Origin of the sequence: Pelagimonas sp., assembly GCF_050633425.1 — a bacterium.
In the GTDB taxonomy this organism is placed as follows: Bacteria; Pseudomonadota; Alphaproteobacteria; order Rhodobacterales; family Rhodobacteraceae; genus Pelagimonas.
Genome location: NZ_JBOEGM010000016.1, coordinates 232,843 through 254,809 on the forward strand (window position 1 = coordinate 232,843; position 21,967 = coordinate 254,809).

General features: G+C 55.3%; 21 protein-coding genes and 1 pseudogene. 12 read left to right on the top strand and 10 right to left on the bottom strand.

Features of this window, described 5'->3' with window-relative positions; all coding sequences use genetic code 11:
• The first annotated feature begins 395 nt into the window (after nucleotides 1-395).
• Together ACRBB0_RS14240 and ACRBB0_RS14245 are read left to right on the top strand one after the other, a co-directional pair.
• Nucleotides 396-605 carry a hypothetical protein gene (locus ACRBB0_RS14240; RefSeq protein WP_431375105.1) on the top strand — a complete coding sequence of 70 codons (210 nt, stop codon included), beginning with the start codon at nucleotides 396-398 and terminating at the stop codon, nucleotides 603-605.
• 193 nt (nucleotides 606-798) lie between these two features.
• Entirely contained in the window at nucleotides 799-1,158 is a 360-nt protein-coding gene (locus tag ACRBB0_RS14245) for a hypothetical protein (protein WP_431375106.1), read from the top strand.
• 86 nt (nucleotides 1,159-1,244) lie between these two features.
• On the opposite strand, the gene ACRBB0_RS14250 is transcribed toward ACRBB0_RS14245, so the two are convergent.
• From ACRBB0_RS14250 to ACRBB0_RS14260, 3 genes and pseudogenes are all read right to left on the bottom strand, one after another.
• Nucleotides 1,245-1,886 (bottom strand): response regulator transcription factor, encoded by a 642-nt coding sequence (locus ACRBB0_RS14250; protein WP_431375107.1) that lies wholly within the window; start codon nucleotides 1,884-1,886, stop codon nucleotides 1,245-1,247.
• Nucleotides 1,883-3,304 (bottom strand): cache domain-containing protein, encoded by a 1,422-nt coding sequence (locus tag ACRBB0_RS14255; RefSeq protein WP_431375108.1) that lies wholly within the window; start codon nucleotides 3,302-3,304, stop codon nucleotides 1,883-1,885. Before ACRBB0_RS14255 ends, ACRBB0_RS14250 begins: the two co-directional genes overlap by 4 nt.
• 48 nt (nucleotides 3,305-3,352) lie before the next feature.
• Nucleotides 3,353-3,643: pseudogene (locus ACRBB0_RS14260) on the bottom strand (DUF6552 family protein).
• Between the two features lie 300 nt (nucleotides 3,644-3,943).
• Here ACRBB0_RS14260 and ACRBB0_RS14265 point away from each other — a divergent pair.
• From ACRBB0_RS14265 to ACRBB0_RS14280, 4 genes are all read left to right on the top strand, one after another.
• Nucleotides 3,944-5,032, top strand: coding sequence for a TRAP transporter substrate-binding protein (locus ACRBB0_RS14265; RefSeq protein WP_431375109.1), 1,089 nt, complete (start codon nucleotides 3,944-3,946; stop codon nucleotides 5,030-5,032).
• Nucleotides 5,033-5,145: 113 nt separating this feature from the next.
• Nucleotides 5,146-6,084, top strand: coding sequence for a TRAP transporter small permease subunit (locus ACRBB0_RS14270; protein ID WP_431375110.1), 939 nt, complete (start codon nucleotides 5,146-5,148; stop codon nucleotides 6,082-6,084).
• 14 nt (nucleotides 6,085-6,098) lie between these two features.
• Nucleotides 6,099-8,453: a TRAP transporter large permease gene (locus ACRBB0_RS14275; protein WP_431375111.1), complete on the top strand. Its 2,355-nt coding sequence runs from the start codon at nucleotides 6,099-6,101 to the stop codon at nucleotides 8,451-8,453.
• Between the two features lie 179 nt (nucleotides 8,454-8,632).
• Nucleotides 8,633-8,920 (top strand): hypothetical protein, encoded by a 288-nt coding sequence (locus tag ACRBB0_RS14280; protein ID WP_431375112.1) that lies wholly within the window; start codon nucleotides 8,633-8,635, stop codon nucleotides 8,918-8,920.
• Nucleotides 8,921-8,926: 6 nt separating this feature from the next.
• On the opposite strand, the gene ACRBB0_RS14285 is transcribed toward ACRBB0_RS14280, so the two are convergent.
• From ACRBB0_RS14285 to ACRBB0_RS14295, 3 genes are all read right to left on the bottom strand, one after another.
• Entirely contained in the window at nucleotides 8,927-9,739 is an 813-nt protein-coding gene (locus ACRBB0_RS14285; RefSeq protein ID WP_431375113.1) for an arginyltransferase, read from the bottom strand.
• Nucleotides 9,740-9,896: 157 nt separating this feature from the next.
• Nucleotides 9,897-10,340 carry an RDD family protein gene (locus tag ACRBB0_RS14290; RefSeq protein WP_431375114.1) on the bottom strand — a complete coding sequence of 148 codons (444 nt, stop codon included), beginning with the start codon at nucleotides 10,338-10,340 and terminating at the stop codon, nucleotides 9,897-9,899.
• 69 nt (nucleotides 10,341-10,409) lie between these two features.
• Nucleotides 10,410-10,841, bottom strand: a complete 432-nt coding sequence (locus ACRBB0_RS14295; RefSeq protein WP_431375115.1) for a DUF2852 domain-containing protein — start codon at nucleotides 10,839-10,841, stop codon at nucleotides 10,410-10,412.
• 335 nt (nucleotides 10,842-11,176) lie between these two features.
• Here ACRBB0_RS14295 and ACRBB0_RS14300 point away from each other — a divergent pair, with 335 nt between their 5' ends.
• The gene (locus tag ACRBB0_RS14300) at nucleotides 11,177-13,957 is read left to right on the top strand and encodes a glutamine-synthetase adenylyltransferase (RefSeq protein WP_431375116.1); all 2,781 of its coding nucleotides are present in this window, start codon (nucleotides 11,177-11,179) and stop codon (nucleotides 13,955-13,957) included.
• Complete coding sequence (locus ACRBB0_RS14305; RefSeq protein WP_431375117.1) at nucleotides 13,954-14,226, top strand: hypothetical protein; 273 nt, start codon at nucleotides 13,954-13,956, stop codon at nucleotides 14,224-14,226. The genes ACRBB0_RS14300 and ACRBB0_RS14305 overlap by 4 nt, the downstream gene beginning before the upstream one ends.
• Here ACRBB0_RS14305 and eda read toward each other — a convergent pair whose 3' ends face one another.
• Both eda and edd read right to left on the bottom strand, forming a co-directional pair.
• Entirely contained in the window at nucleotides 14,227-14,871 is a 645-nt protein-coding gene (gene eda, locus ACRBB0_RS14310; protein ID WP_431375118.1) for a bifunctional 4-hydroxy-2-oxoglutarate aldolase/2-dehydro-3-deoxy-phosphogluconate aldolase, read from the bottom strand.
• A 78-nt stretch (nucleotides 14,872-14,949) separates the two neighbouring features.
• A complete protein-coding gene (gene edd / locus ACRBB0_RS14315; RefSeq protein ID WP_431375119.1) occupies nucleotides 14,950-16,755 on the bottom strand; it encodes a phosphogluconate dehydratase in 1,806 nt (601 codons plus the stop codon).
• Between the two features lie 392 nt (nucleotides 16,756-17,147).
• Between edd and ACRBB0_RS14320 the strand changes: the two genes are divergently transcribed.
• The 4 genes from ACRBB0_RS14320 (at nucleotide 17,148) to ACRBB0_RS14335 (ending at nucleotide 21,543) form a co-directional block, all read left to right on the top strand.
• The gene (locus tag ACRBB0_RS14320; RefSeq protein WP_431375120.1) at nucleotides 17,148-18,362 is read left to right on the top strand and encodes an RSP_2647 family RNA methyltransferase; all 1,215 of its coding nucleotides are present in this window, start codon (nucleotides 17,148-17,150) and stop codon (nucleotides 18,360-18,362) included.
• A 7-nt stretch (nucleotides 18,363-18,369) separates the two neighbouring features.
• Nucleotides 18,370-18,909, top strand: coding sequence for an RSP_2648 family PIN domain-containing protein (locus tag ACRBB0_RS14325; protein WP_431375121.1), 540 nt, complete (start codon nucleotides 18,370-18,372; stop codon nucleotides 18,907-18,909).
• Nucleotides 18,910-19,010: 101 nt separating this feature from the next.
• Nucleotides 19,011-20,381, top strand: coding sequence for a sodium:proline symporter (locus tag ACRBB0_RS14330; RefSeq protein ID WP_431375122.1), 1,371 nt, complete (start codon nucleotides 19,011-19,013; stop codon nucleotides 20,379-20,381).
• 58 nt (nucleotides 20,382-20,439) lie between these two features.
• Nucleotides 20,440-21,543 carry an ABC transporter ATP-binding protein gene (locus ACRBB0_RS14335; protein WP_431375123.1) on the top strand — a complete coding sequence of 368 codons (1,104 nt, stop codon included), beginning with the start codon at nucleotides 20,440-20,442 and terminating at the stop codon, nucleotides 21,541-21,543.
• Nucleotides 21,544-21,558: 15 nt separating this feature from the next.
• Here the strand turns inward: ACRBB0_RS14335 and ACRBB0_RS14340 are convergent, their stop codons facing one another.
• Together ACRBB0_RS14340 and ACRBB0_RS14345 are read right to left on the bottom strand one after the other, a co-directional pair.
• Nucleotides 21,559-21,786 (bottom strand): ribbon-helix-helix domain-containing protein, encoded by a 228-nt coding sequence (locus ACRBB0_RS14340; protein ID WP_431375124.1) that lies wholly within the window; start codon nucleotides 21,784-21,786, stop codon nucleotides 21,559-21,561.
• Entirely contained in the window at nucleotides 21,783-21,956 is a 174-nt protein-coding gene (locus ACRBB0_RS14345; protein WP_431375125.1) for a DUF4169 family protein, read from the bottom strand. Before ACRBB0_RS14345 ends, ACRBB0_RS14340 begins: the two co-directional genes overlap by 4 nt.
• Nucleotides 21,957-21,967: the final 11 nt, after the last annotated feature.

Sequence of the window (21,967 nt, forward strand, 5' to 3'; positions counted from 1 at the left end):
ACATTGGGCCAGTTGATCGGTCTCTGCGGAATGAATTAATGCTCTGTGCGCCAATGCACATAAGGTTTCTTTGCATTCCGACGGTATCTGAGGCAATAAGATACCAGTTGGTTCATATATCCGAACAGGGAGACATAAGGTATGCTGCGTTCACATCGTTTTCGAGATTTTGATGCCTATAAGGCCCTGTCATTGGTGGCTTTGATGTTGGTCGCCATCACGGCACAAGGCGGGATTTAAGCCCTCTGCAGATTTTTGCCGACGGGCCCGCCCGAAGGCGAGAAACTGCCGTTGGTGCGCAAATTGCAACAATTGCGCGCGGCAAAGTGAATTGTGTCGTGAACGGCTATTGGCGCATGATGGAGACAGAAAGCAGCCAATCCTGTGAGGACAACATGACACGCAATCCACTTCACCGAGACTTTACCCTGGCCCGTGCCGGCATCTTGGCGGTGCTGATGGCATTTGCAGCTTTTGTTGGCGAGGTTCCCGGCGCGACCAGCGATCTTGCCAAGGATCAACAGCCCAGTGCACGTATTCTGCCAGCAGTGATTCACTTATTTGGTGCGGACTGTGTGGAAGACGAGGATGGCGTGCAGCTCTAAGTTGAATGCGCGGCTTATCCACCTGCTCTAAGGCGGCGTAACAGCGGGCAGAGCCACAAATTTGCTGGCCCATCCCGTGATTTCGCATTTTTTGTTTCTCTGGGTTTTGCCGATGTGTTAACCGCAAGTTCACAAAGGTTAAATTGAAAGATAGCGTGAAGGCTTATGCTGACCGCTAAAAGGGGCAAAAAAAATGGCATTTTCATATGCAGTAAAAGGGCTAACTATTGCAGCTCTTGTATTTTCAGTATCCGCTTGTGAAACCCTGGATTTGACAGGAAACGACAAGAATTATTCCCGCGTTGAGATTACACCCGCTGAGTGCCAGGAGCGCGGCGGCGTGACTGTAATCAGCAAACAGACTGGTGAACAGGTTTGCCGTGTTCAAACCAACACCGTTGAAGGCGCTGAGAACGCAATTGCCGGCGCGGCCGGTATTGGTGCTGCTGCCGCATCTTCGAGCGCCGGTGGTGCTGCTGCTGCTGCCGCGGCCGTTGGTGTTGGTCTCGTTGTCGTTTTGGCAGTTGCCAACAGCTCTTCTGGTACGCGCTAAACCGTCTGGCGTTGAGCCAACTGATCAGATTGAAAAGGCCCGCCATTGCGCGGGCCTTTTTCATGTCAGATCAGGTATTCAGGAGGCTACAGATTTGTGCTCGTGCCCTGCAAAACCCCATATTCCAAGGCATAGCGGGTGAGACCCGCGGTTGTGCTGATCCCCAGCTTGCGTTTGATATTTTTGCGATGTGTTTCCACGGTCCGCACCGAAATATCGAGGGTAATGGCGACTTCCTTGTTTGATTTGCCCTGCGCCAATTGCAACAGCACGGTCTGTTCGCGGTTGGTCAATGGTTCGCGGTCTGTGTCAGACGGGGCCAGAGCACCTTCGGCCCCTGTGCATAGATAGATTTCACCGGCCATCACCGCGTCGATGGCGGTCTTTATCTCTTCGGTTTGCACGTCTTTAAGAACATAACCGCGCGCGCCGTGGTTGAGGGCCGTGTTGATATATTCGCGGCTATCATGCATCGACAAAACCAAAATTCGCGTGTCAGAGGCCTTTTCCAGGATCATTTCCGTCGCAGATAAGCCGCCAAGCCCCGGCATATTGAGATCCATCAGGATCACATCAGGGTTGAGTGTCTCCAGCTGATCAACGATTGCCTTGCCATCCGACAATGTCGCAATCACCGAAATATTGTCATAGCTGTCGAGAATGGCTTCGATGCCTTCGGCCACCATAGGGTGGTCATCTACGATCACAACGCGGGTCAGCTTGCTCATGCGCGGGCCTTTGGTTTGCTGCTGCCGTCCTTTTCAGGCGGGAGCATTTGGGTCAGCGGAACTTGTGCTTCGATAACGGTCCCGGGTTTGCTCGACAAGACCCTGAGCGTTCCGCCCAGTTGGTCCATACGTTCTTGCATATTGCGCAACCCGATGCCGGGGGCAGCTTTGCGCAGGGTTTCCTCGAGACCACAGCCATTGTCTTCGATCCGTAAAATTGCGCCGCGGCGGTGACCGCGCAACAGGATTGAAACCTGTGTGGCCGCCGCGTGGCGCTCAACATTGGTTAATGCCTCTTGGGCGATGCGATAGAGCGCGATCTTGGCGTCCTGGCTCAGGCGGTTGCGAAAAACGGCTGTTTCGAAGTGGGTCTCTAGACCTGTGCGGGCTCGAAAATCATCGGTGAGCGCGTGCAGGGCAGGGCCGAGACCCAGATCATCCAGCACGCCGGGGCGCAAATCACGGCTGATACGGCGCACTTCGTTGATGGCTTGGCCGAGGTTGTCGATGCCCTTGTCCAGCGTGTCCTGGGCCCGGTCATCGCCCTGATTAAAGCGGCGCTTGGTGACATCAAGCGCATATTTCACCCCGACAAGGATCTGGCTGATGCCATCGTGCAATTCGCGCGCAACGCGGCCGCGCTCTTCTTCTTGGGTGTCGAAAACCCGCTGTGTCAGTTGTTTCAGCTTGGCATCGGCCAGTCGGCGTTCCCGGATGTTTATGAACAGGCCGGACATAAAGACCAACAGCAGGGCGATCAGTGTAATCGCCCCAATATAAAGGAAGGTGCGCTGAACCCGTGTTTCAACCTCGGCCCGAGTGGCGGCGACAGATGCAACGACGTCATCAATGAACACCCCCGTGCCCACCGCCCACCGCCAGGATGGGAAGGAGGTGACATAGGTGATCATCCGAGCTTCTTGTCCGGTCGAAGGTTTGGGCCACAAGTGTTCGACATAGCCAGCGCCACTGCGCGCGGTCCACAAGAATTCGGCCACCACCGGGGTGCCTTCGCTGTCTTTATAATCGAGCCAGTTTTTGTTGATCAGATCGGTTTGACGCGGAGACACGATGTTGGTGCCGTCATAATCATAGACAAAGAAGAAACCTTCGTCGCCATAGATCATGGCCGCCAGGATTTGTTTGACTTGCTGCTGAGCGGCTTGGTCATTGGGGGCGGCAGAGCCGTAGACAAAGTAAAACCCGTTCCGGGCTTGGGTCACATAATTGCGCAACTCGCGCTTTTTGGCTTCGATCAGCTGGGCTTCGAGACTGTGAATTTCCCGCTCGGCCAAGGCCCGAGATTGGGCCGCAACCAAAAATGAAATCGCCGATACTGCCAAAACCAGCGGCACCGAGGCCAAAAGAAACATCTTTTGACCGTAGCTTAGGCTGATGAAATGGAACAGGCGCGACATGGGCGCGCAATAAAGCAGGTTCGGCCCCAATGCAAAAGGGGTTAAGCGCTAACGGGTGAGTATGCCGCCGATCAGGGCTGAAAAGGCGACAAGGTGGACAAGGATCAAGGCTTTGTCGCGCCAGAAAACGCCAACCGCCAGCCAGCCGAGCAAACCGAAGAGGAAAAAACCCAGATTCCAAGGGCTCTAGCCAAATCCGGTGGCGGCGTAGCCGATAATCTGAGCGATGGACGCACTCCATTTTACGCTGTCCACAACGCGCCCTTGGCGCGGAAGTGATCCTAGGAAGGGGACGCTAAAAGGCATCAACAGTGTCGCAATTCTTGAAGTATTGGGCATGAGACTCGCTGTTTAAGTCACTGTGCAGGTGCAGAAAATGGAGTTTTTCTGGTCTGAGGGTGTAGGAAAAGTACCGGGTGAGAATGATCTTGTTGTGAAAAACTGTAGGTGCGTGCATTAAATGAGACTTTAGGTCTCAATAAAAATGTACATGTATCTAAATCTTTATTTTTGTACGCGAGTCCGTAGCAGTGGGTATTCCTATCCGTAGCGTCACACCCTACGCTCGGCCCACTTTCAACGATCCGCGCGCGGGTGGGGAGCCCACGCGCAATGACAATACCCATGGGAGGATATTACATGGATCGCCGTTCTTTTCTAAAAGCATCGACCGTTGGCGCCGCAGGCGCAGCAGCTGCGTCGACATTGGCCGCACCGGCCTATGCGCAAGGCAACCGCACGTTGACAATGGTCACATCGTGGCCACGCGGCTTTGCCGTTCTGGATGACGCCGCAACCTATCTTGAAAACATGGTTGGCGAGATGTCTGGTGGCAGCTTGAAAATCGACAAGAAAGCTCCTGGTGAGCTGGTTGGCGCTTTGGAAGTGTTTGACGCTGTGTCTTCGGGCCAAGCCGACATGTACCACTCGGCCGACTACTATTACATCAACCAGCACCCAGGTTACGCCTATTTCACAGCCGTACCATTTGGCGGCACCGCACAGGAAGTCTCGAACTGGTACTACCACGGTGGCGGTGAAGAACTGCACGATGAGCTGGGCGAAGTGTTCAACCTCAAAGGTTTGCTCGCGGGTAACTCCGGCTCGCAGTCTGGTGGTTGGTTCCGAAAGGAAATCGCTTCGGCTGACGACTTCAACGGTCTGAAATTCCGTATGCCTGGCCTGGGTGGCAAGGTTCTGGGTAAACTGGGCGCCTCTGTTCAGAACATCCCTGGCGGCGAACTGTACCAAGCTCTGTCTTCGGGCGCCTTGGACGGTCTGGAGTGGGTTGGCCCGATGGCCGATGAGCGCGCCGGCTTCCAAGAAGTTGCGAAAATCTACTACACTGCGGGCTTCCACGAGCCAGGCTCGGCGCTGGCCTCTTCGGTCAACCTCGACGTTTGGAACGAGCTGTCTGACCAGCACAAGGCGATCCTGCGTTACGCATCTATGGCTGTGACACAGTACCAGTTGGCTGAAACTCTGGCCAACAACGGTGCGGCTCTGGCACGTCTTCAGGCTCAGGGTGTTAAAACTCTGCAGTTCTCTGACGATGTTTGGGATGCATTCGGTGCGGCTTCGAAAGAAGTTATGGACGAGAACATGGACGACGAACTCTTCGCGAAAATCCGCGCTTCGTTCGAATCGTCGCTGGCTCAGTCTGCAAGCTGGATCAACAAATCGGACAACTACTACGTTCAACAGCGCGTTCGCGTTCTGGGCGGCTAAACCGACAGTTGGTAATTTAGAAAGGCCCCTGCGAGACGGGGGCCTTTCGCGAATCAAATCGCAAGACTTGATACCTAAGACAAACCCGGTCGAGCGGGCTAAGGGGGACAATCATGGAAGAATCTGGCGCGGGCGGCCTTGGGGCTGCTCTGGGCGCCTTTGGCGATGGGGTCATCTGGGCCTTACAAAATTTCGCCATGGCGTTTTACAATTTCGGGTATGCGATAACGCATCCGCAGCTTTGGCTGGATTGGAGCAACAAAGAAGCGGTCATGCGGTTCGTCTACTTTGGCGCATCGGTCGAGTTCTTCTTTGTTTGCGCCACGATATTCCTTGTGCTTTTCGGTTTCGGCCTCTGGCGCAACGGTTTTTTGTGGAACATTGTGCGCGTGCTCGAAGGCTTCGCCAATGTTGTTGGGCGTTTCGCCGCTTGGGCAGGCCTTTTGATGGTGCTGCAACAGGTGATCATCGTCTTTATGCAGCGTATTTTCACCCGGCCTGACATTGTGTTTGGCTTTGGTGTGCCGCTGCAATTTGACATCTCTTGGTATGCGGAAGAACTCAAGCTTTACAATGCGATGGTCGTTGCTCTTTGCTTGACATATACCTTTGTTCAAGGCGGTCATGTGCGTGTTGACCTGGTCTATTCGGCCGTATCGTTCCGCACCAAACGCATTATTGATATGATCGGGTCGATCATCTTCATGATCCCGATGGCGACATTGATCTGGATGTATTCCTGGTTCTTCATGTGGCGCCACCTGATCACGCCAAAACCGGCGGCATCCAACACGCTTGAGCTGTTGATGCGCAAATCCAAGTTGATGAAATGGAACGTCGAAACCATTGGGTTTAGCCCCAACGGCTTCAATGGATATTTCCTGTTCAAGATCCTGATCGTCGCGCTGGTCGGTATGATCTTTATTCAGGCCTGGACCTTTTTCTTCCGCTCCTATCTGGAATGGAAAGAGGGCGAGGCATCCGAAGGTAAACACTTTGACAAAGATGTGATGGAAGAGGGCGAAGAGCCCTACGACCACGCAGAATTCTGAGGGGCTGACACACCATGTTGTTTGGACTTGATGGCGTCGAGATCGGCCTGATCATCGTCTTTCTGACGCTTTTTTCCGCGATCCTTTCGGGCTTTCCGGTGGCATTTGCCATCGGTGGGGCCGGGATCATTTCCTTTGGCATAATCGCGGCACTCAACAGTGCGGGTTTGCTTATTCACCAAGCGATCGACACAGGGTCGGATGCCTATAACGCGTTACTTGCCAGCGGTGTTCCCGCCGAAAAGATTTCGGTGTTTCGAAACCCGGACCTGCCCCGAATGGCAGAAGCTGTGTTTCCTCGCGGTTGGGAATATGCGCTAGATCGCAACCTGTCGTTTATTGTGAACCGGATCAATGAACGGGTTATTGCTGGTCAATCTATTGAAACACTGCTCGCTGTTTTGATGTTTGTTCTGATGGGGATCGTTCTTGAACGTTCGAAAATCGCCAATGATCTGTTGACCACAATGGCGCGGGTCTTTGGGCCGCTGCCTGGCGGTTTGGCCGTGTCGATTGTGGTTGTGGGCGCGTTCCTTGCTGCCTCGACCGGGATCGTTGGTGCGACGGTTGTGACCATGGGCTTGTTGGCGTTGCCAACCATGTTGCGCAACAACTATTCACCTGAATTGGCGACAGGGGTCATCGCGGCGTCCGGGACGCTTGGCCAGATCATTCCACCCTCTATCGTGATTGTTCTGCTCGGCACGCTTGCGGGCGATCTCTATTCCGCTGCGCAGGAAACCCGCGCCGTCGAAGCAGGTTGTACGGATGCGTTGACCTATCTGGGTAAGCCCGCGGTTGTGTCCGTTGGGACCTTGTTCCAAGCGGCGCTGGTACCTGGTGTGATGCTTGCTGGTCTTTATGCGGCCTATGCCTTTGGCTTTGCGATGTTTAACCCGTCCAAGGCGCCTGCCGTGGCATTGGGGGACAGCACGGGCGAACCTGTCACGCGTTCAGAGGCCTTCACTTGGTATCTGGGTGTGCCTGTTGCGCTCATCGTTGGGTCTATTCTGGCGGCGCAAATCGGTATTGTTGGTGATCAGTCGACACGCGTCGACAGCTTTACCGACATTGGCAAATCTGCCAGCCTTCGGACCAACGTTTCCGAACAGTGCGAAGTCTCAATGATTGCATTGCATGGCCAAGAGGCTTGGGATGCAGCAAAGGCGGAGCAAGCCGAGATCGATAATTCGGGGGGCGTCCAAGAAAGCCGCCGTTTGTCCGAAGAAGAGATCACCGAATTGCGTACGCAAAAGGTTGCAGATGCGGCTCCAATCGGAACAGGCATCATGATCTTGACGGTTATGATGGGTCTGATCCTTGCCATTGCGCGCGGTGTGTCACCATCGTCTGATCCAATGCCTCTGATTATCGGGGCAGGTGGTTTGGCCCTTGGTATCTTGGTTGATCTGGTGTTCCTGTCACCGCTCACGTCACCTGGTATCAGCTTGCTGTTCTTGGTCATTCCATGGGGCATGGCGCTTTATGGTTGCAAACATGCCTTTGGCAGACTGTCCAAAAACGAACTCCTGCGTGTGGTATTCCCTCCACTCGTCTTGATCGTTGCTGTTCTTGGCTCGATCCTTGGCGGTATCACCAACCCAACGCCGGCAGCGGCGCTTGGTGCGGCGGGTGCGATCATGTTGGCTGCTTATCGTAAGCTGGCGGAACAAGACCGCTCCCCAAAGATCATTCTCAACTCGACCCTGGCCGTGTTGGTCATGGTTCTGCTTGGGGTGAACTTTGATATGCGGATCAACACGTCTTCGGTGTCGGTCGAGAGTTGGATTGCGTTCTTCTTCGCTTATGCAGCTTATCTGTATGCCTTGTTTGGCCTGCTGTTCAGCTGCTGGATCTTGTTCAAGGCGGGGGTACTAAGCCCCGCGGTGCGCGAGACAGCAAAAGTGACCAGCATGGTGTTTACCATTCTGATTGCCTCGCAGTTGCTGAACCTTGTGGTGATCTCCTTTGGGGGGGAACACTATATCCAGCAGTTCCTCAAAAGCTTTGACGACCCGTCCAAGGTCTTCCTGATCGTGATGTTGGTGCTCTTTATCTTGGGCTTTGTGCTTGATTTCCTCGAGATCATTTACATCGTTGTTCCGATTGTTGGCCCGGTGATCTATGGCGCGCATTTCGATCCGAAATGGGTGACCATCATGATCGCGGTGAACTTGCAGACATCGTTCCTGACACCGCCCTTTGGCTTTGCGCTCTTCTATCTGCGCGGCGTTGCACCCAAGGAAATCACCACCGGCCATATCTATCGCGGTGTGATCCCCTTTGTGTTGATCCAGGTTTTGGGTCTTGCGATCTTGTGGTACTTCCCGTCGATCGTAACCATCGTACCGGATTTGATGTCAAACTGATCTGACGCTAAAATACCAAAACAAGGGTCGCTCGGTTGGGCGGCCCTTTTTTGTTGCCTTGATATTTCCTCAAAATAGTACCGAGCCCGCCGCAGGTCTTACGTTAACGAAACGTAAACGGCACCCAATCTGGAGACAATCAGACGTTGATCACGCAACAGTAGATTGAGGAATGCAAGATGGCCGGGACACAGGTAGAAGCTTTGAGCCGTTTGGAAGTCCAAAGCGGAATCCAACGGGATTTATTTGCCAAAGCCGAAGCACATATGGAGAAACACCGCAAAAAGGCACTGGCCAATGCGCAGGCGCATATGCGAATGCGCGGCTTTCCGCAGGCGCAGTCAGGGTTTCATATCCCTGAAAAAACCACACCTTTTCTGAGCCCGTTAACCCGTTTTACGGTTCTGGTTTTGCTTGTGGTGGTTTTGTCGCCCGTGGCGTCGATGTTCTGGGGCGTGATCCTGTAAACAGAATTACCCGCGGCTATCGGGAAAGGATATATTCGCGACCTGCTCGGCGATGGGATCGTTTGACAGCGGGTGCAGTTCGTCTTCATAGGCGTCTGGATCGCCAAGCCGTTCCCAATTCCCGTTACGGTAGATTTCTAGCGCTCCGAACTGGGCTTTGTATCCCATTTTGTCGCTGCCTGGGACCCAATAACCGAGATACACATAAGGAAGACCGGCTGAACGGGCGATGTCGATATGATCTAGAATCATCCATGTGCCGAGGCTGGCACGGGTGTGGACCGGATCGAAAAAGGAATAGACCATCGATAGGCCATCATCGAACATATCGGTGAGGCAGGTCGCCGCCAAAGCACCGGTTTCACGGTCAATATATTCAATCACACGAGATCTGATCGGGGTTTCTTCGATCATTGCCGCGAATTCAAAGATATCCATATCCGCCATGCCGCCATCGGCGTGACGGTTGTCAAGATAGGTGCGAAACAGTTCATATTGTTCGTCAGTGGCCCAAGGGCTGGTGGCGCGGCGTTCAAACTGAGTGTTGCGTTTGAGCAAACGGCGCTGGCTGCGCGACGGTTTGAAATCTTCAACAGCAATGCGTGCCGACATACAGGCCGTACAGTCAGAGCAGGACGGCCGATACAGAACATTTTGCGACCGGCGAAACCCTTGCTTGGACAAGCTATCGTTGAGCACCTGTGCTTGCTCACCCTGCAAAGCGGTGAACAGCTTGCGCTCCATCCTGTCCTCTAGATAGGGGCAGGGCTGAGGGGCTGTTACATAGAACTGAGGGGCAAGGGGTAGCGAATGGCGCATCTGTTTCCGTTAACCGATAAGACTTTAACAAAACGGTAACAATATTTTTGCGCTGCTCCAACCCCCCGATATAGGCAAGGCCCCAGATTCCGGGGCCTTTCTTTCGTTTCGGTTAACAGATGCGTGGTAACGGCATTTTTCCGCCAGCGAACCCGGCTTAGGCCCGAAGGTTCAACGCTGTGGTGCCCATCACCATGTCGGTAAGGCTCTGGCCACGTTCGCTTATCAACATCATTACGATGGAGGCGATCTGTAAAACGACTGTCGACATGGTGACCGAATAGCCAAGCGTGTGGAAAAAGGCCTGTTGCCCATTCAGGCGGCGGCCATAGGCATCGCGCAGCTCAATGGCCATCAATCGCATGCCCCAAGTGGCCGAGCCACCGGAGATCGTAAACCAGCGATAGAGGAAGCCAACAACGATAAAATACACAGGAATCATAAAGATCCCGATAATTGTGAACAGCGCCAATGGCAGAGTGATCGCAATGATGACTGCTGTGTCGATGAACCAGGCAATGCCGCGCTTAAAGGCGACGCCGTCATAGAATTCGGCCTGACGGATCGGATCAGGCAGATGGGACAGCGGCTCGGAATACATTTTGGTCTCCATGATCTGAGGAAACCGGCCCAAAGGGAGAGGGCCGGTTGTCACTAATATAGTATGCGATTAGGCGTCTTCGGTTGCCATAACTTCTTTGGCGCGCTTTTCGCGATCGTCCATGAACTGGTCGAATTCGGTTTTGTCTTTGGCTTCACGCAGACGCTCAAGGAAGCTTTCAAAGGCTTCTTGCTCGGTTTGCAGGCGCTGCAGCGTTTCGGCTTTGTAAGCGTCAAAGGCTGTGTTCCCGCTTGGCTTCATGGCCGACCATGCGGTGCGGCGAGCGTTGCGGTGGGATGAATGACGGCAAGATTTCGAGAACATGCGTTTGCTCCAGATCATGTATGCAAGAAGGGCGAGGCCAACGGGCCAGAAGAAGATAAAGCCAAGAACCATGGCGGCAATCCACGCGCCTTTACCGCGCTGATCGAGCCATGCCTCGCTTTTGGAGAACCAGCCAGCATTGGCGGGAACGTCAGCGGAATAAGTAGCGGTGGTCATTTGTTTCTCCGTTCTGTGTGTATGTGAATGTCTTTCACATTGAAGAGATCGGGATGTGAGGAGGGATTTTCAAGAGAGTATGTGAATGTTTTTTACATTTACTTTTTTTGTCGTGTTTTATCAGGACTTTGCTGCCAAATTATGTGCCATTGGCACCCAAGGTATTCGGACAAACCTCGTCGGTTTGACCTCACATAAACAGGCGAGGCGTCGGTTTTAACGGTGGTTTGTGTGGTGGGTCGTTGGTTTTGGAGACGAAACGGAGAGAGGGCCGCGTCGCTAAGTCCCGTGCATTGGGTGTTGCGCATTTTTGAAAGCCGTGGCCTTTTGCAGCCATGAGATTGATTGACCGAATAACCCGTTTGCCGCGCCCCTTTGACAGCGATCATGGTCGGGAGGCACAAGCTTTTGCGCCTTGGGCCACGGGGGATATTGCAACTCTCTTGGCCGGAACCTGTGGCTCAAGCCCATATCTAAAAGGGTTGATCGCCAAGGAAAGCGATTGGTTGCAAGAGGCGGTAGAAGGGCCTGAGGACGCCATCAAGAAGCTGTTTCGCGCGATACAGACAGGTCCGTATGATAACGTTGATGTTGATCTGCGGCAGGCCAAGCGCCGTGTGGCTTTGCTCATTGCGCTTTGTGATTTGTCCGGGGCCTGGTCGCTGGAAGAGGTCACGGGAACGCTAACCGACTTTTCCGATCTGGCGGTTCAAGCAGCCCTTGAGGCGGCCATCGCCCGTGAAATCAAACGCGGCAAACTGCCTGGCCAAACCGAAGACGACATTCCTAGCGCCGGGGGGATGGTTGCTTTGGCGATGGGCAAGGGCGGCGCGCATGAGCTGAATTACAGCTCGGACATTGATTTGATCTGTCTGTTTGACGAAACCCGCTATGCCCCGGACGATTTCCACGACGCGCGCATGTCACTGGTGCGGGCGACGCGTAAAATGGCGGCGAGCCTGAGCGATTTGACCGGCGAGGGCTATGTCTTTCGCACCGATTTGCGCCTTCGTCCTGACCCGGCTGTGACGCCGGTGTGTATCGCGATGGAGGCCGCAGAGCGTTATTACGAAAGCCTTGGCCGCACATGGGAGCGCGCCGCCTATATTAAGGCGCGGCCTTGTGCCGGGGATGTTGCGGCTGGTGCGCGGTTTTTGGAGACGCTGAAACCCTTTGTATGGCGCAAGCATTTGGATTTCGCCGCCATACAGGACGCGCATGACATGCGGTTGCGCATTCGCGAACACAAGGGCCTGGGTGGCCCCATCACATTGCCGGGTCATAATATGAAGCTCGGGCGTGGTGGCATTCGTGAGATCGAGTTTTTCACCCAGACGCGACAATTGATTGCCGGGGGGCGTGACCCGGAGCTGCGGGTCAACAAGACCGTTCCGGGGTTGCAGGTCTTAGCGCAAAAGGGGTGGATTCCGCAAAACGCAGCGGATGTTTTAGCGGATCATTACCGGGCGCATCGCGATGTGGAACACCGAATTCAGATGGTCAACGATGCACAAACGCATGATCTACCTAAGAATTCGGAAGGGTTTGAACGGCTGGCCTGTTTGATGGGAATTTCCGTTGAAGAGATGGAAAACGATCTCAACCGACGGTTGACCGAAGTTCACGAGGTCACCGAAGAGTTTTTTGCCCCGGATGCAGGCTCTGATTATGTGTTGCCCGAAGTTTTGAAAGACAGTGAAATTCCTGCGCGTTGGCCGACGTACCCGTCGTTGCGATCAGAACGGGCATTGGAAATTTTTCATCGCCTAAGGCCTGAGATTTTGCGTCGCCTGGGAGAAGCCCCGAAACCAGAAGAGGCCCTTTTGGCTTTTGATGGGTTTCTCAAAGGGTTACCAGCCGGAGTTCAACTATTTTCACTGTTTGAAGCCAATCACCAATTGATTGATCTATTGATAGATGTGGTCAGCACATCGCCCGAATTGGCACAGCATTTATCACGTAACGCCAAGGTGTTTGACGCGGTGATCGGCGGTGATTTCTTTAGCCCATGGCCGGGACGTGCAGCTTTGACGGTGGAGCTTTTGACGGCGCTTCGGGACGAGCCGGATTATGAGCGCCGCCTTGATCTGGCCCGACGCTGGGGCAAAGAGTGGCATTTTCGGATCGGGGTGCATTTGCTGCGCGGCCTAATGGAAGCCGAAGAAGCGGGGCGTGCCTATGCCGATCTGGCCGAGGCGACTTTGGCGGCGACATGGCCCGTGGTTCAAGAGGAATTTACCCGAAAACACGGGCCTTGCCCAGGGCGCGGCGCGGTGGTTCTTGGTATGGGCTCGCTCGGCGCAGGGCGTCTGCATGCGCGGTCTGATTTGGATGTTATCGTGATTTACGACCCTGATGGGGTCGAGTCTTCAGACGGAAAACGCCCATTGGCATCAAGGGCTTATTACGCGCGGCTCACGCAGGCTTTGATCACTGCAATGACGGCACCGATGGCAGAAGGACGGTTATATGAAGTTGATATGCGTCTGCGCCCCTCGGGCAATCAGGGGCCGGTGGCCACGTCTTGGGCCTCCTTCCAGAATTACCAGCGCGATGAAGCCTGGGTGTGGGAACATTTGGCCCTGACACGGGCGCGTGTCGTTGCCGGACCGGCAGAGCTTGCGGCAGATGTTGAGGCGTTTCGGCTTGAGCTCTTGGCTGTTTCACGCGACCGGACTGAGGTTTTGCGCGACGTGGGAGAAATGCGGTCTCGGATTGCGGCGGCCAAAGGTCAAGGTGGGCCTTGGGAGGCCAAGATCGGCGCGGGGCGGATGCAGGATATTGAGTTATTCTCTCAGGCCGCCAGTTTGGTATCAGGGCAAGGGATCCGTCAAACAGCCCGCGCTTTGCGGAAAACGGATTGGTTGGGACCTGAAGATAAGCAAGCGTTGATAGCGGCTTATGGCCTGTTTTGGTCGCTGCAACTTGGGTCTCGCTTGATCAGCGAAGAGGCTTTATCGCCGGAGTCCACTGGCACGGGTGGATGCGAATTTATTGCCCGACTGACGGGCGCGTCGGATATGGAAGCTCTGCAGTCGGAACTAGAAGCGCAGGCCCTGCGGGCGGCGCAGATCATTGCACAGGAAATACCGGTTCAAGAGGAGACGGGCGAATGAAGGGGGATGCCATTGATCCCAAAGGGTTGATTGCCGATGCGTATCGCATTGAGGGCATCAGGCTGGAGGAATGCCGGACGATTTTCCTCGATTGGGCTTTGTCGGTGCCGGTAGATGTCGATACTGGCGCGTTGATTGCGGTTTTACTTGAGCGTCATGGCGGTGAGGCGGATCATCCGATGACCGCTGTGTTGGATGAAGGGCTCACAAAAATAACCGCGCCCAATAAAAGGCGCGGTGGTGTGCGTGGGCGACGCTCTGAGAGCTGATTAGCTGCGCGGCAAAGCGGCGGCTTCGGCCGCCAATTTTTCAATTCCGTCCCAATCGCCTTTGATCATCAGATCCTTGGGAGCAACCCAAGAACCGCCACAGCACAAGGTGTTGGACAGGCTAAGGTAATCATTGGCATTTTTGAGCGAAACGCCGCCAGTTGGGCAGAACCGAACCTGCGGCAGTGGGGCACCAATTGCCTTGAGGGCAGGTGCACCGCCATTGGCCTCGGCGGGGAAGAATTTCTGCACCGTATAGCCGCGTTCAAGCAGCCGCATCACTTCGGAGGAGGTGGCTGCACCGGGCAGGGTGGGCAGATCGGCATCTTCGACCGCGTCAAGCAACCTGTCGGTCGCACCAGGTGAAACTCCGAATTTCGCGCCGGCGTTTTTCGCTGCGGTCACATCGGCGGGGGTCAACAAGGTGCCCGCACCGACAACGCCGCCTTCAACGCTTGCCATTTCCGCAATCACTTCGAGCGCCGCAGCGGTACGCAGAGTCACTTCGAGAACCGGCAAACCGCCGCGCACCAGGGCCTCAGCCAAAGGTTTGGCATGGGCTGGGTCGTCGACCACAATCACCGGAATGATTGGGGCCATGCGGCAGAGTTTTTCAGAAGCGATGCTGGCGTCTTGGGGTGTCATATCGTGTGGACCTCTTTGGTCTGGCCGCGCTTGGCGAATGCTCATAGCGGCAGTTATGTGAGTTCAATTTCGAAAGGGTTAGACCACAACCGCCGCACCTTCGGATGCAAGGCCGACATTGGCGCGGAAGGCGGCGAACAATTCGCGCCCGACACCGTGGCCGTTGCCCGAAAGGTCAGCCGTTGCCGGGCTACGTTTGTCGAAATCTGCGGTCAAGCAGGACAGGGTGCCGTTGGCAGCATCGAGGCGCAGAATGTCGCCGTCTTGCAGATAGGCCAGCGGCCCGCCGTTGGCGGCTTCGGGGCTGACATGGATGGCCGCAGGAACTTTGCCCGACGCGCCAGACATGCGCCCATCGGTGACAAGAGCAACCTTGAGGCCGCGGTCCTGAAGCACGGTCAGAGTTGGGGTCAGGCTGTGCAATTCTGGCATGCCGTTTGATTTCGGTCCTTGGAAGCGCACCACAACAATGGTGTCAGAGGTGAACTCACCGGCCTGAAACGCCTTTTTCACGTCAGCTTGATCGTGGAAAATGCGGACGGGGGCTTCGACGACGTGACGTTCAGGGGCAACCGCAGAGATTTTGATCACTCCTTGACCAAGGTTGCCGTTTAGCTGTTTCAGACCGCCCGATGTTTGGAACGCATCCGACACCGGCCGCAGAATTTTGTCGTTTTGGGTTTGCTTGGCACCTTCGACAAATTTCACCACCTCGCCATCAAGCCGCGGCTCTTGGGTGTAATGGCTCATGCCCGTTCCGGCGACGGTTTGCACATCTTCATGCATCAACCCTGCGTCCAAAAGTTCACCAATCATATACTGCAAACCACCGGCGGCATGGAAATGGTTCACGTCCGCCAAGCCGTTAGGATAGACCTTGGCCATCAAGGGGGTAACCGATGAAATTTCATCAAAATCAGACAGTTCCAGAGCGATGCCTGCCGCGCGCGCCATGGCGGGCAGGTGCAGCACCAAGTTGGTGGAGCCGCCCGTCGCCATCAGGCCGACCAGCCCGTTCACAAAGGCCTTGGCGTCCAAAACATCGCAAACAGGGCGATAATCGTTGCCAAGTGCGGTGATCTCCAGCGCGCGTTTCGCACCGGCGACTGTCAAGGCATCTCGCAACGGGGTGTTGGGGTTCACAAAGGAGCTTCCGGGTAGGTGTAACCCCATGAATTCCATCAACATTTGGTTGGTATTGGCGGTGCCATAAAAGGTACAGGTGCCCGGAGAATGGTAAGAGGCCATTTCGGCTTTCATCAGCTCATCACGGCCAATGTCGCCGGTGGCAAATTTGTTGCGGACCTTGGCTTTCTCATCGTTCGGAAGGCCGGACGGCATTGGCCCAGCTGGCAAAAACAGTGCTGGAATATAGCCAAAGGTGGCGGCGGCGATCACCAAGCCGGGGACGATCTTGTCGCACACCCCCAGATACAACGCGGCGTCAAAAGTATTGTGAGACAGGGCAACACCAGCCGACAGTGCGATCACATCTCGTGAAAACAGCGACAGTTCCATGCCGACTTGTCCTTGGGTGACACCGTCACACATTGCGGGCACACCACCGGCAACCTGCGCGGTTGCGCCAGCGCTGCGCGCGGCCTCACGGATCATATCAGGATAGCGTTCATAGGGCTGGTGGGCTGACAGCATGTCATTATAAGCTGACACAATACCAAGATTGGGGGCGCGCCCGGTGGCCAAGGCCCCTTGGTCATTGCCCATCGCGGCATAGGCATGGGCCTGATTACCACAGGTCAAATGGGCGCGACGCGGCCCTTCTTCGGCGGCTTGCCGCATGCGATCAAGGTAAGTGCCGCGCATATCGCGTGAACGTTCTTCGATACGGGCTGTGACGCGGGCGATTGTATCGTTCATAGACATGTCTGGATTCCATCCTGCTGCGCTTGGCGGATTTGTATTTTGGTTAGCGCTAACAGTAAAGCTGTTTTCCGACCGATCCCACACCGAGCCTTGTTAGTTTTAACGGATCGCAGCGCTGAGTTCGTTATGGGGTTCGAATTTGTTCGTAGGTGTTCGAAATTATCCGCTTCCATGCTCCGGGGCGGTCGCACTTCATTTTATCACAACTGTGTTGATACAGCTACGTCGATTCGATGGGCCCCTTTGCATAGGCACTTTGAGCGGCGGACATGGCCCAATGCAAAGCAATGCGACCAGAGCTTGATGCCAAGTTGTGGCCATCGATCCGCGAAACCCATACAACATGTCTGTTCGGAGCTTTTCACCAAAGCCAAAGAAGGCTAAGGCGGGGTATGACAACCCCCGTTTCCGCATCTGATCGCCCCGATTCCATCCCTGTTTTGCGCCTTTTGCCCAAAGCGAACGCCCGAGCCATTCGCCGCGGCGCGCCTTGGGTCTTTGATAATGAGCTGGTCATGGACCGGCGCACGCGCAAAATCGCCCCCGGCACCATTGCCGTTCTTGAAGACAACGAACGCCAAGCCATGGGAGTCGTCGCCGTCAACCCGACGTCGAAGATTGTGGCGCGGATGCTTGATCGCAATCCTTTGGCCAACATTGATCGCGATTGGCTGTTTGAGAAATTGACCAAAGCCGTTTCGATGCGCGATCGTCTCTACGACAAACCGTTTTACCGACTGATCCATGCCGAAGGTGATGGGTTGCCCGGTGTGATCATTGACCGGTTTGGCGACACTGCCGTGATTCAACCCAACGCTGCTTGGGCGGAAATGCTGCTTGAGGATATGGCCGATGCGTTGATGGCCGCGACGGGTGTGTCCAACGTTATGAAAAACGCCTCAGGGCGTGGCCGCGCACTCGAAGGGCTGGATGATGTCAGCACCGTTTTGCGTGGAGCAGCCCCCGAAGGGCCGGTGCCCGTCGAAATGAACGGTGCCACCTATATGGCCGATCTGACCGGTGGCCAGAAAACCGGCTTGTTCTTTGATCAGCGTGACAACCATGGCTTTGCCGCACGGCTTGCCCCCGGTGCTACAGTTCTGGATGTGTTTTCCCATGTCGGCGGCTTTGCTTTGGCGGCGCTTGCAGGTGGGGCCAAAAGTGCCATGGCCGTAGACGGATCTGCTCCTGCGCTTGAGCTGGCGGCCAAAGGTGCAGAGGCAACTGGCAAGGTGCTTGATACCCGTCAGGGCGACGCGTTTGATGTGATGGCGGCGCTGGCCGATGAGGGGCGCAAGTTTGAGGTGGTGATTTGTGATCCGCCTGCCTTTGCCCCGTCCAAGCCGACATTGGAAAAGGGGCTGCGCGCCTATGAGCGTGTCGCGCGTTTGGCGGCGTCTTTGGTCAAAGAAGACGGGTATTTGGTGCTGTGTTCTTGTTCGCATGCCGCTGACACCAACGCCTTTACCGGGGCCTGTTTGCGGGGCATTGGCCGGGCTGGGCGTCGAGCGCAATTGCTCCACACCGGGATGGCTGGCCCTGATCATCCGCTTTTGCCGCAATTGGCCGAAAGCGGATACCTCAAAGCCCTGTTCTTACGTCTGTGATTGCTGAGTGAAAATTCTGCTCGATACTTGTGTCCTGTTTCCAACGGTGATGCGCGAGGTGTTGCTGGGGGCGGCCGGGCAGGGGCTGTTCACGCCGCTTTGGTCTGCGCGCATTCTTGAGGAATGGGCGCGGGCAGCCCGCAAACTGGGCCCTGAGGGCGAAACACAAGCGCGTGGTGAAATCGCCCTGCTGCGGGCCCGTTGGCCCAAAGCCGAGGTGACATGGAAGCCAAGCCTCGAAGATCGGCTCTATTTGCCTGATGAAAACGACACCCATGTGTTGGCGGCGGCGATATCGGGCTCTGCCGACATGATTATCACCGTCAATGCCAAGGATTTTCCGCGCAATATCCTCGCGGAAGAGGGCCTCTCACGCTCTGATCCAGATGCTTTTTTGCAAGGTCTGTGGCAGGCGAACCCCGAAGCGCTACAATTTGTCGGCGATACGGTTTTGGATCAGGCGCGCCGGTTGTCGGGGGATGACTGGCAAATGCGCGCGTTGTTGAAAAAGGCGCGTTTGCCACGCCTGGCCAAAGCCCTGTCTTAACATCTCCTAACGGACGCTCACATTTGCGCAAGGCGGGTGTAACGCATCTGGCCCAGCGGTGTCTCACCTGTTAGCGCGGTTGCAGCGACAGGAGAAACACCATGCAAACCCTTACCTTGGCGGCGATTTTCGGCGCGATCCTCGTTCTGAGCCTCTTGGTGGCCCCGCGCCGGGCCACGGTTGAGGGGTTCTTTGGTGGCAAGAATGGAACCGGTCAGGCACCGGGGCTTTGGGTCTTGGTCCTTAGCCAAGTCACCACCTGGATTTTTGCCAGATCCCTGATGAACTCGGCCATCTTGGGTTATTTCTACGGCATTGCCGGTACGCTGGCCTATGCTGCCTATTACGGGTCGTTTCTGACCGGAGCCTATGTGGTCGGACAGTTGCGCGCCAATGGCGCTACAAGTGTTCAAGACTGGTTGTCGGCGCGCTTTGGCTCGGGCGGCACAGCGGCCTATAATTTGGTGATCGGTCTACGTCTGTTGTCCGAAGTTTTTGCCAATCTGATCGTTGTCGGGCTTATTTTCAACGCTGTGTCAGACGGTTCCGGCACCCTCGCAGTTTTGATCGTTGCGGCTTTGGCCTTGGCCTATTCTGCATGGGGCGGGTTGTCGGCGGCCTTACGCACCGATGTTTTGCAAATGACGCTGTTTCTCATGATCTTTGCCATCGCGTTTGCGGCCTTGCTCGTAAGCCCTGGATTTTCACTTGGCACGGTGCTCACCGCGCCGGGCAATTCGGGAGGCTATTTGGGCTGGGTTTTGATGGCGGTTGCGGCGTTACAGGTGTTTTCCTACCCGGTGCATGATCCGGTGATGATGGATCGAGGGTTTCTTGCAGACGAAAAAACCACCCGCGCGTCGTTCATCCATGCGTTTTGGATTTCCGCCCTGTGCATCATTGCCTTTGGGATTTTTGGCATTCAAGCCAGCCTGTTGGGGGCCGAATATGAAGGGCAATTGCTTGGCACCTGGGCCGGAATGTTCCCGCCTTGGGTCTTTGGTGCTTTGATGTTGTCGTTGTTGGTCTCGGCTGTGTCGACCTTGGACTCCGCCCTTAGCTCAGCCGCGCGGTTGGTGGTCGAGGAAATGAAGTTGGCACCGCGCAGCCTGAATGGCGGTCGATTGGCCATGGTTGCCTTTACCGTTGCGGGCACCGCTTTGACCCTATGGGGAAACCAATCGCTCTTTGATGCGGTCGCGGTTTCAGGCACGGCCAGCATGTTCCTGACACCGGTTTTGATCGTCGGTTTGGTTCTCAATCGCCAAGTGGCACTCTGGGCTTATCTGGTGGCTTGGGGGGCGGCCATGCTGGGAGCAGCGGCTTATTTTGCCCGAACGTCCGACTTTATGACCGGGATTTTGCCAACAGGCCACAAATACGAGCAGCTGTTTGTCATCTGTATTGTTGTGCTTGTGGTGGGGTTTGTCGCAGTGCTCACAGGCAGCCGAAGGGTTGCGGCACAGGTCTGAGACTGCTACCTCTCGCGTTAATCCCGAGAACTTACATCGGAATTGACGCGAGGCCGGTTTGACCACATCCCAGAACCCAAACACGGGCACCCACCCCCGCCTGGAAATCCGCGATCTTGTGCGCGTCTACGAAGGCAAAACTGTGGTTGACCACGTGTCCTTGTCGATCGAACCGGGCAAGGTTATGTGCCTGTTGGGGCCGTCTGGCTGCGGTAAATCCACGACATTGCGCATGATTGCAGGCGTCGATATGCAAAACGCGGGCGAGATCTATGTCGATGGTGCATTGGTCTGCGATACGGTGTTTCGTGTCCCACCTGAGCGTCGCTCTATTGGGTTGATGTTTCAGGATTTTGCGCTGTTTCCGCACCTGACGGTTGGGGAAAACGTGGCGTTCGGTTTGACGACCTCGGCCGCCGACAAAAAGGCGCGGGCCCGGTCCTTGCTTGAACGTGTTGGGCTGGCGCATTTTATGGACGCCTATCCGCATCATCTATCTGGTGGCGAACAACAGCGGGTTGCTTTGGCGCGCGCGCTTGCGCCACGTCCAAGTATCATGCTGATGGATGAGCCGTTTTCCGGTCTTGATAACAGGCTGCGTGACGGTATTCGTGATGAGACCTTGGACCTGCTGAAAGAAGAAGGCACCTCGGTTTTATTGGTGACGCATGAGCCCGAAGAGGCCATGCGCATGGCGGATGAAATCGCTTTGATGCGCGACGGCAAGATTGTGCAACGCGGTGCGCCCTACAATATTTACAACGCGCCTGTAGATCGTGAATCTGTTGGTTTTTTCAGTGACATCAACGTGTTGCGCGGAAAAGTTCAAGGGGCGCTGACCGATACGCCATTTGGTCAATTCCTTGCGCCCGGTCAACCTGATGGGTCAGAGGTTGAGATAGTTTTTCGCCCTCAACATGTGAGCATTGACTTTGATCGTCATGGCAAAGGACCAAATCCGACGGCCATGGCCGGAACGCCAGCACGGGGTATAGTTGAGCGCGCGCGTTTTATGGGATCGGAGAGCCTGGTTGAGTTTCGGATGGATCACGACGGGCAAATGCTCAAAGCGACGGTGCCAAATGTCTTTATGCCCAAGCCTGGAACGCCTTTGTGGCTAACGGTGCGGCGTGATCGCTGCTTTGTTTTTCCAGTGAAATAACAATGCGCTAAAGCTCTATGTTGATGCGGATTTCAACAGCTCATTCAAGATAAAGACCCGAATAGACGAGGCCAGGCCAACATCTGGATCACGCGCGGCATCAATCTCAGCGGCAAGGGCGTTAATCGGCATTTGTCGAACAGACGCAATGTTGCGAAATTCGCGCCAAAACTCCTCCTCCAAAGACACAGATGTGCGGTGGCCTTTCAGGGTCAACGAGTGTTTCTCGGGGCGTCCGCTCATTCGCGTTCATGCCCGTCAAGGTCTCGGTTCTCTTTGTCTTTGCGGGCCTGTTCGAGCTCTTTTTCCGCCTTGTTGCGGCCAAATTTCACAGCGTTTTCATCACTCTGCGTGCGTTTCTTATCGCGCGTCTTACGTTTTCGGAACTGATTTAGGTTGATGATATTCGACATAGTGCCAATCT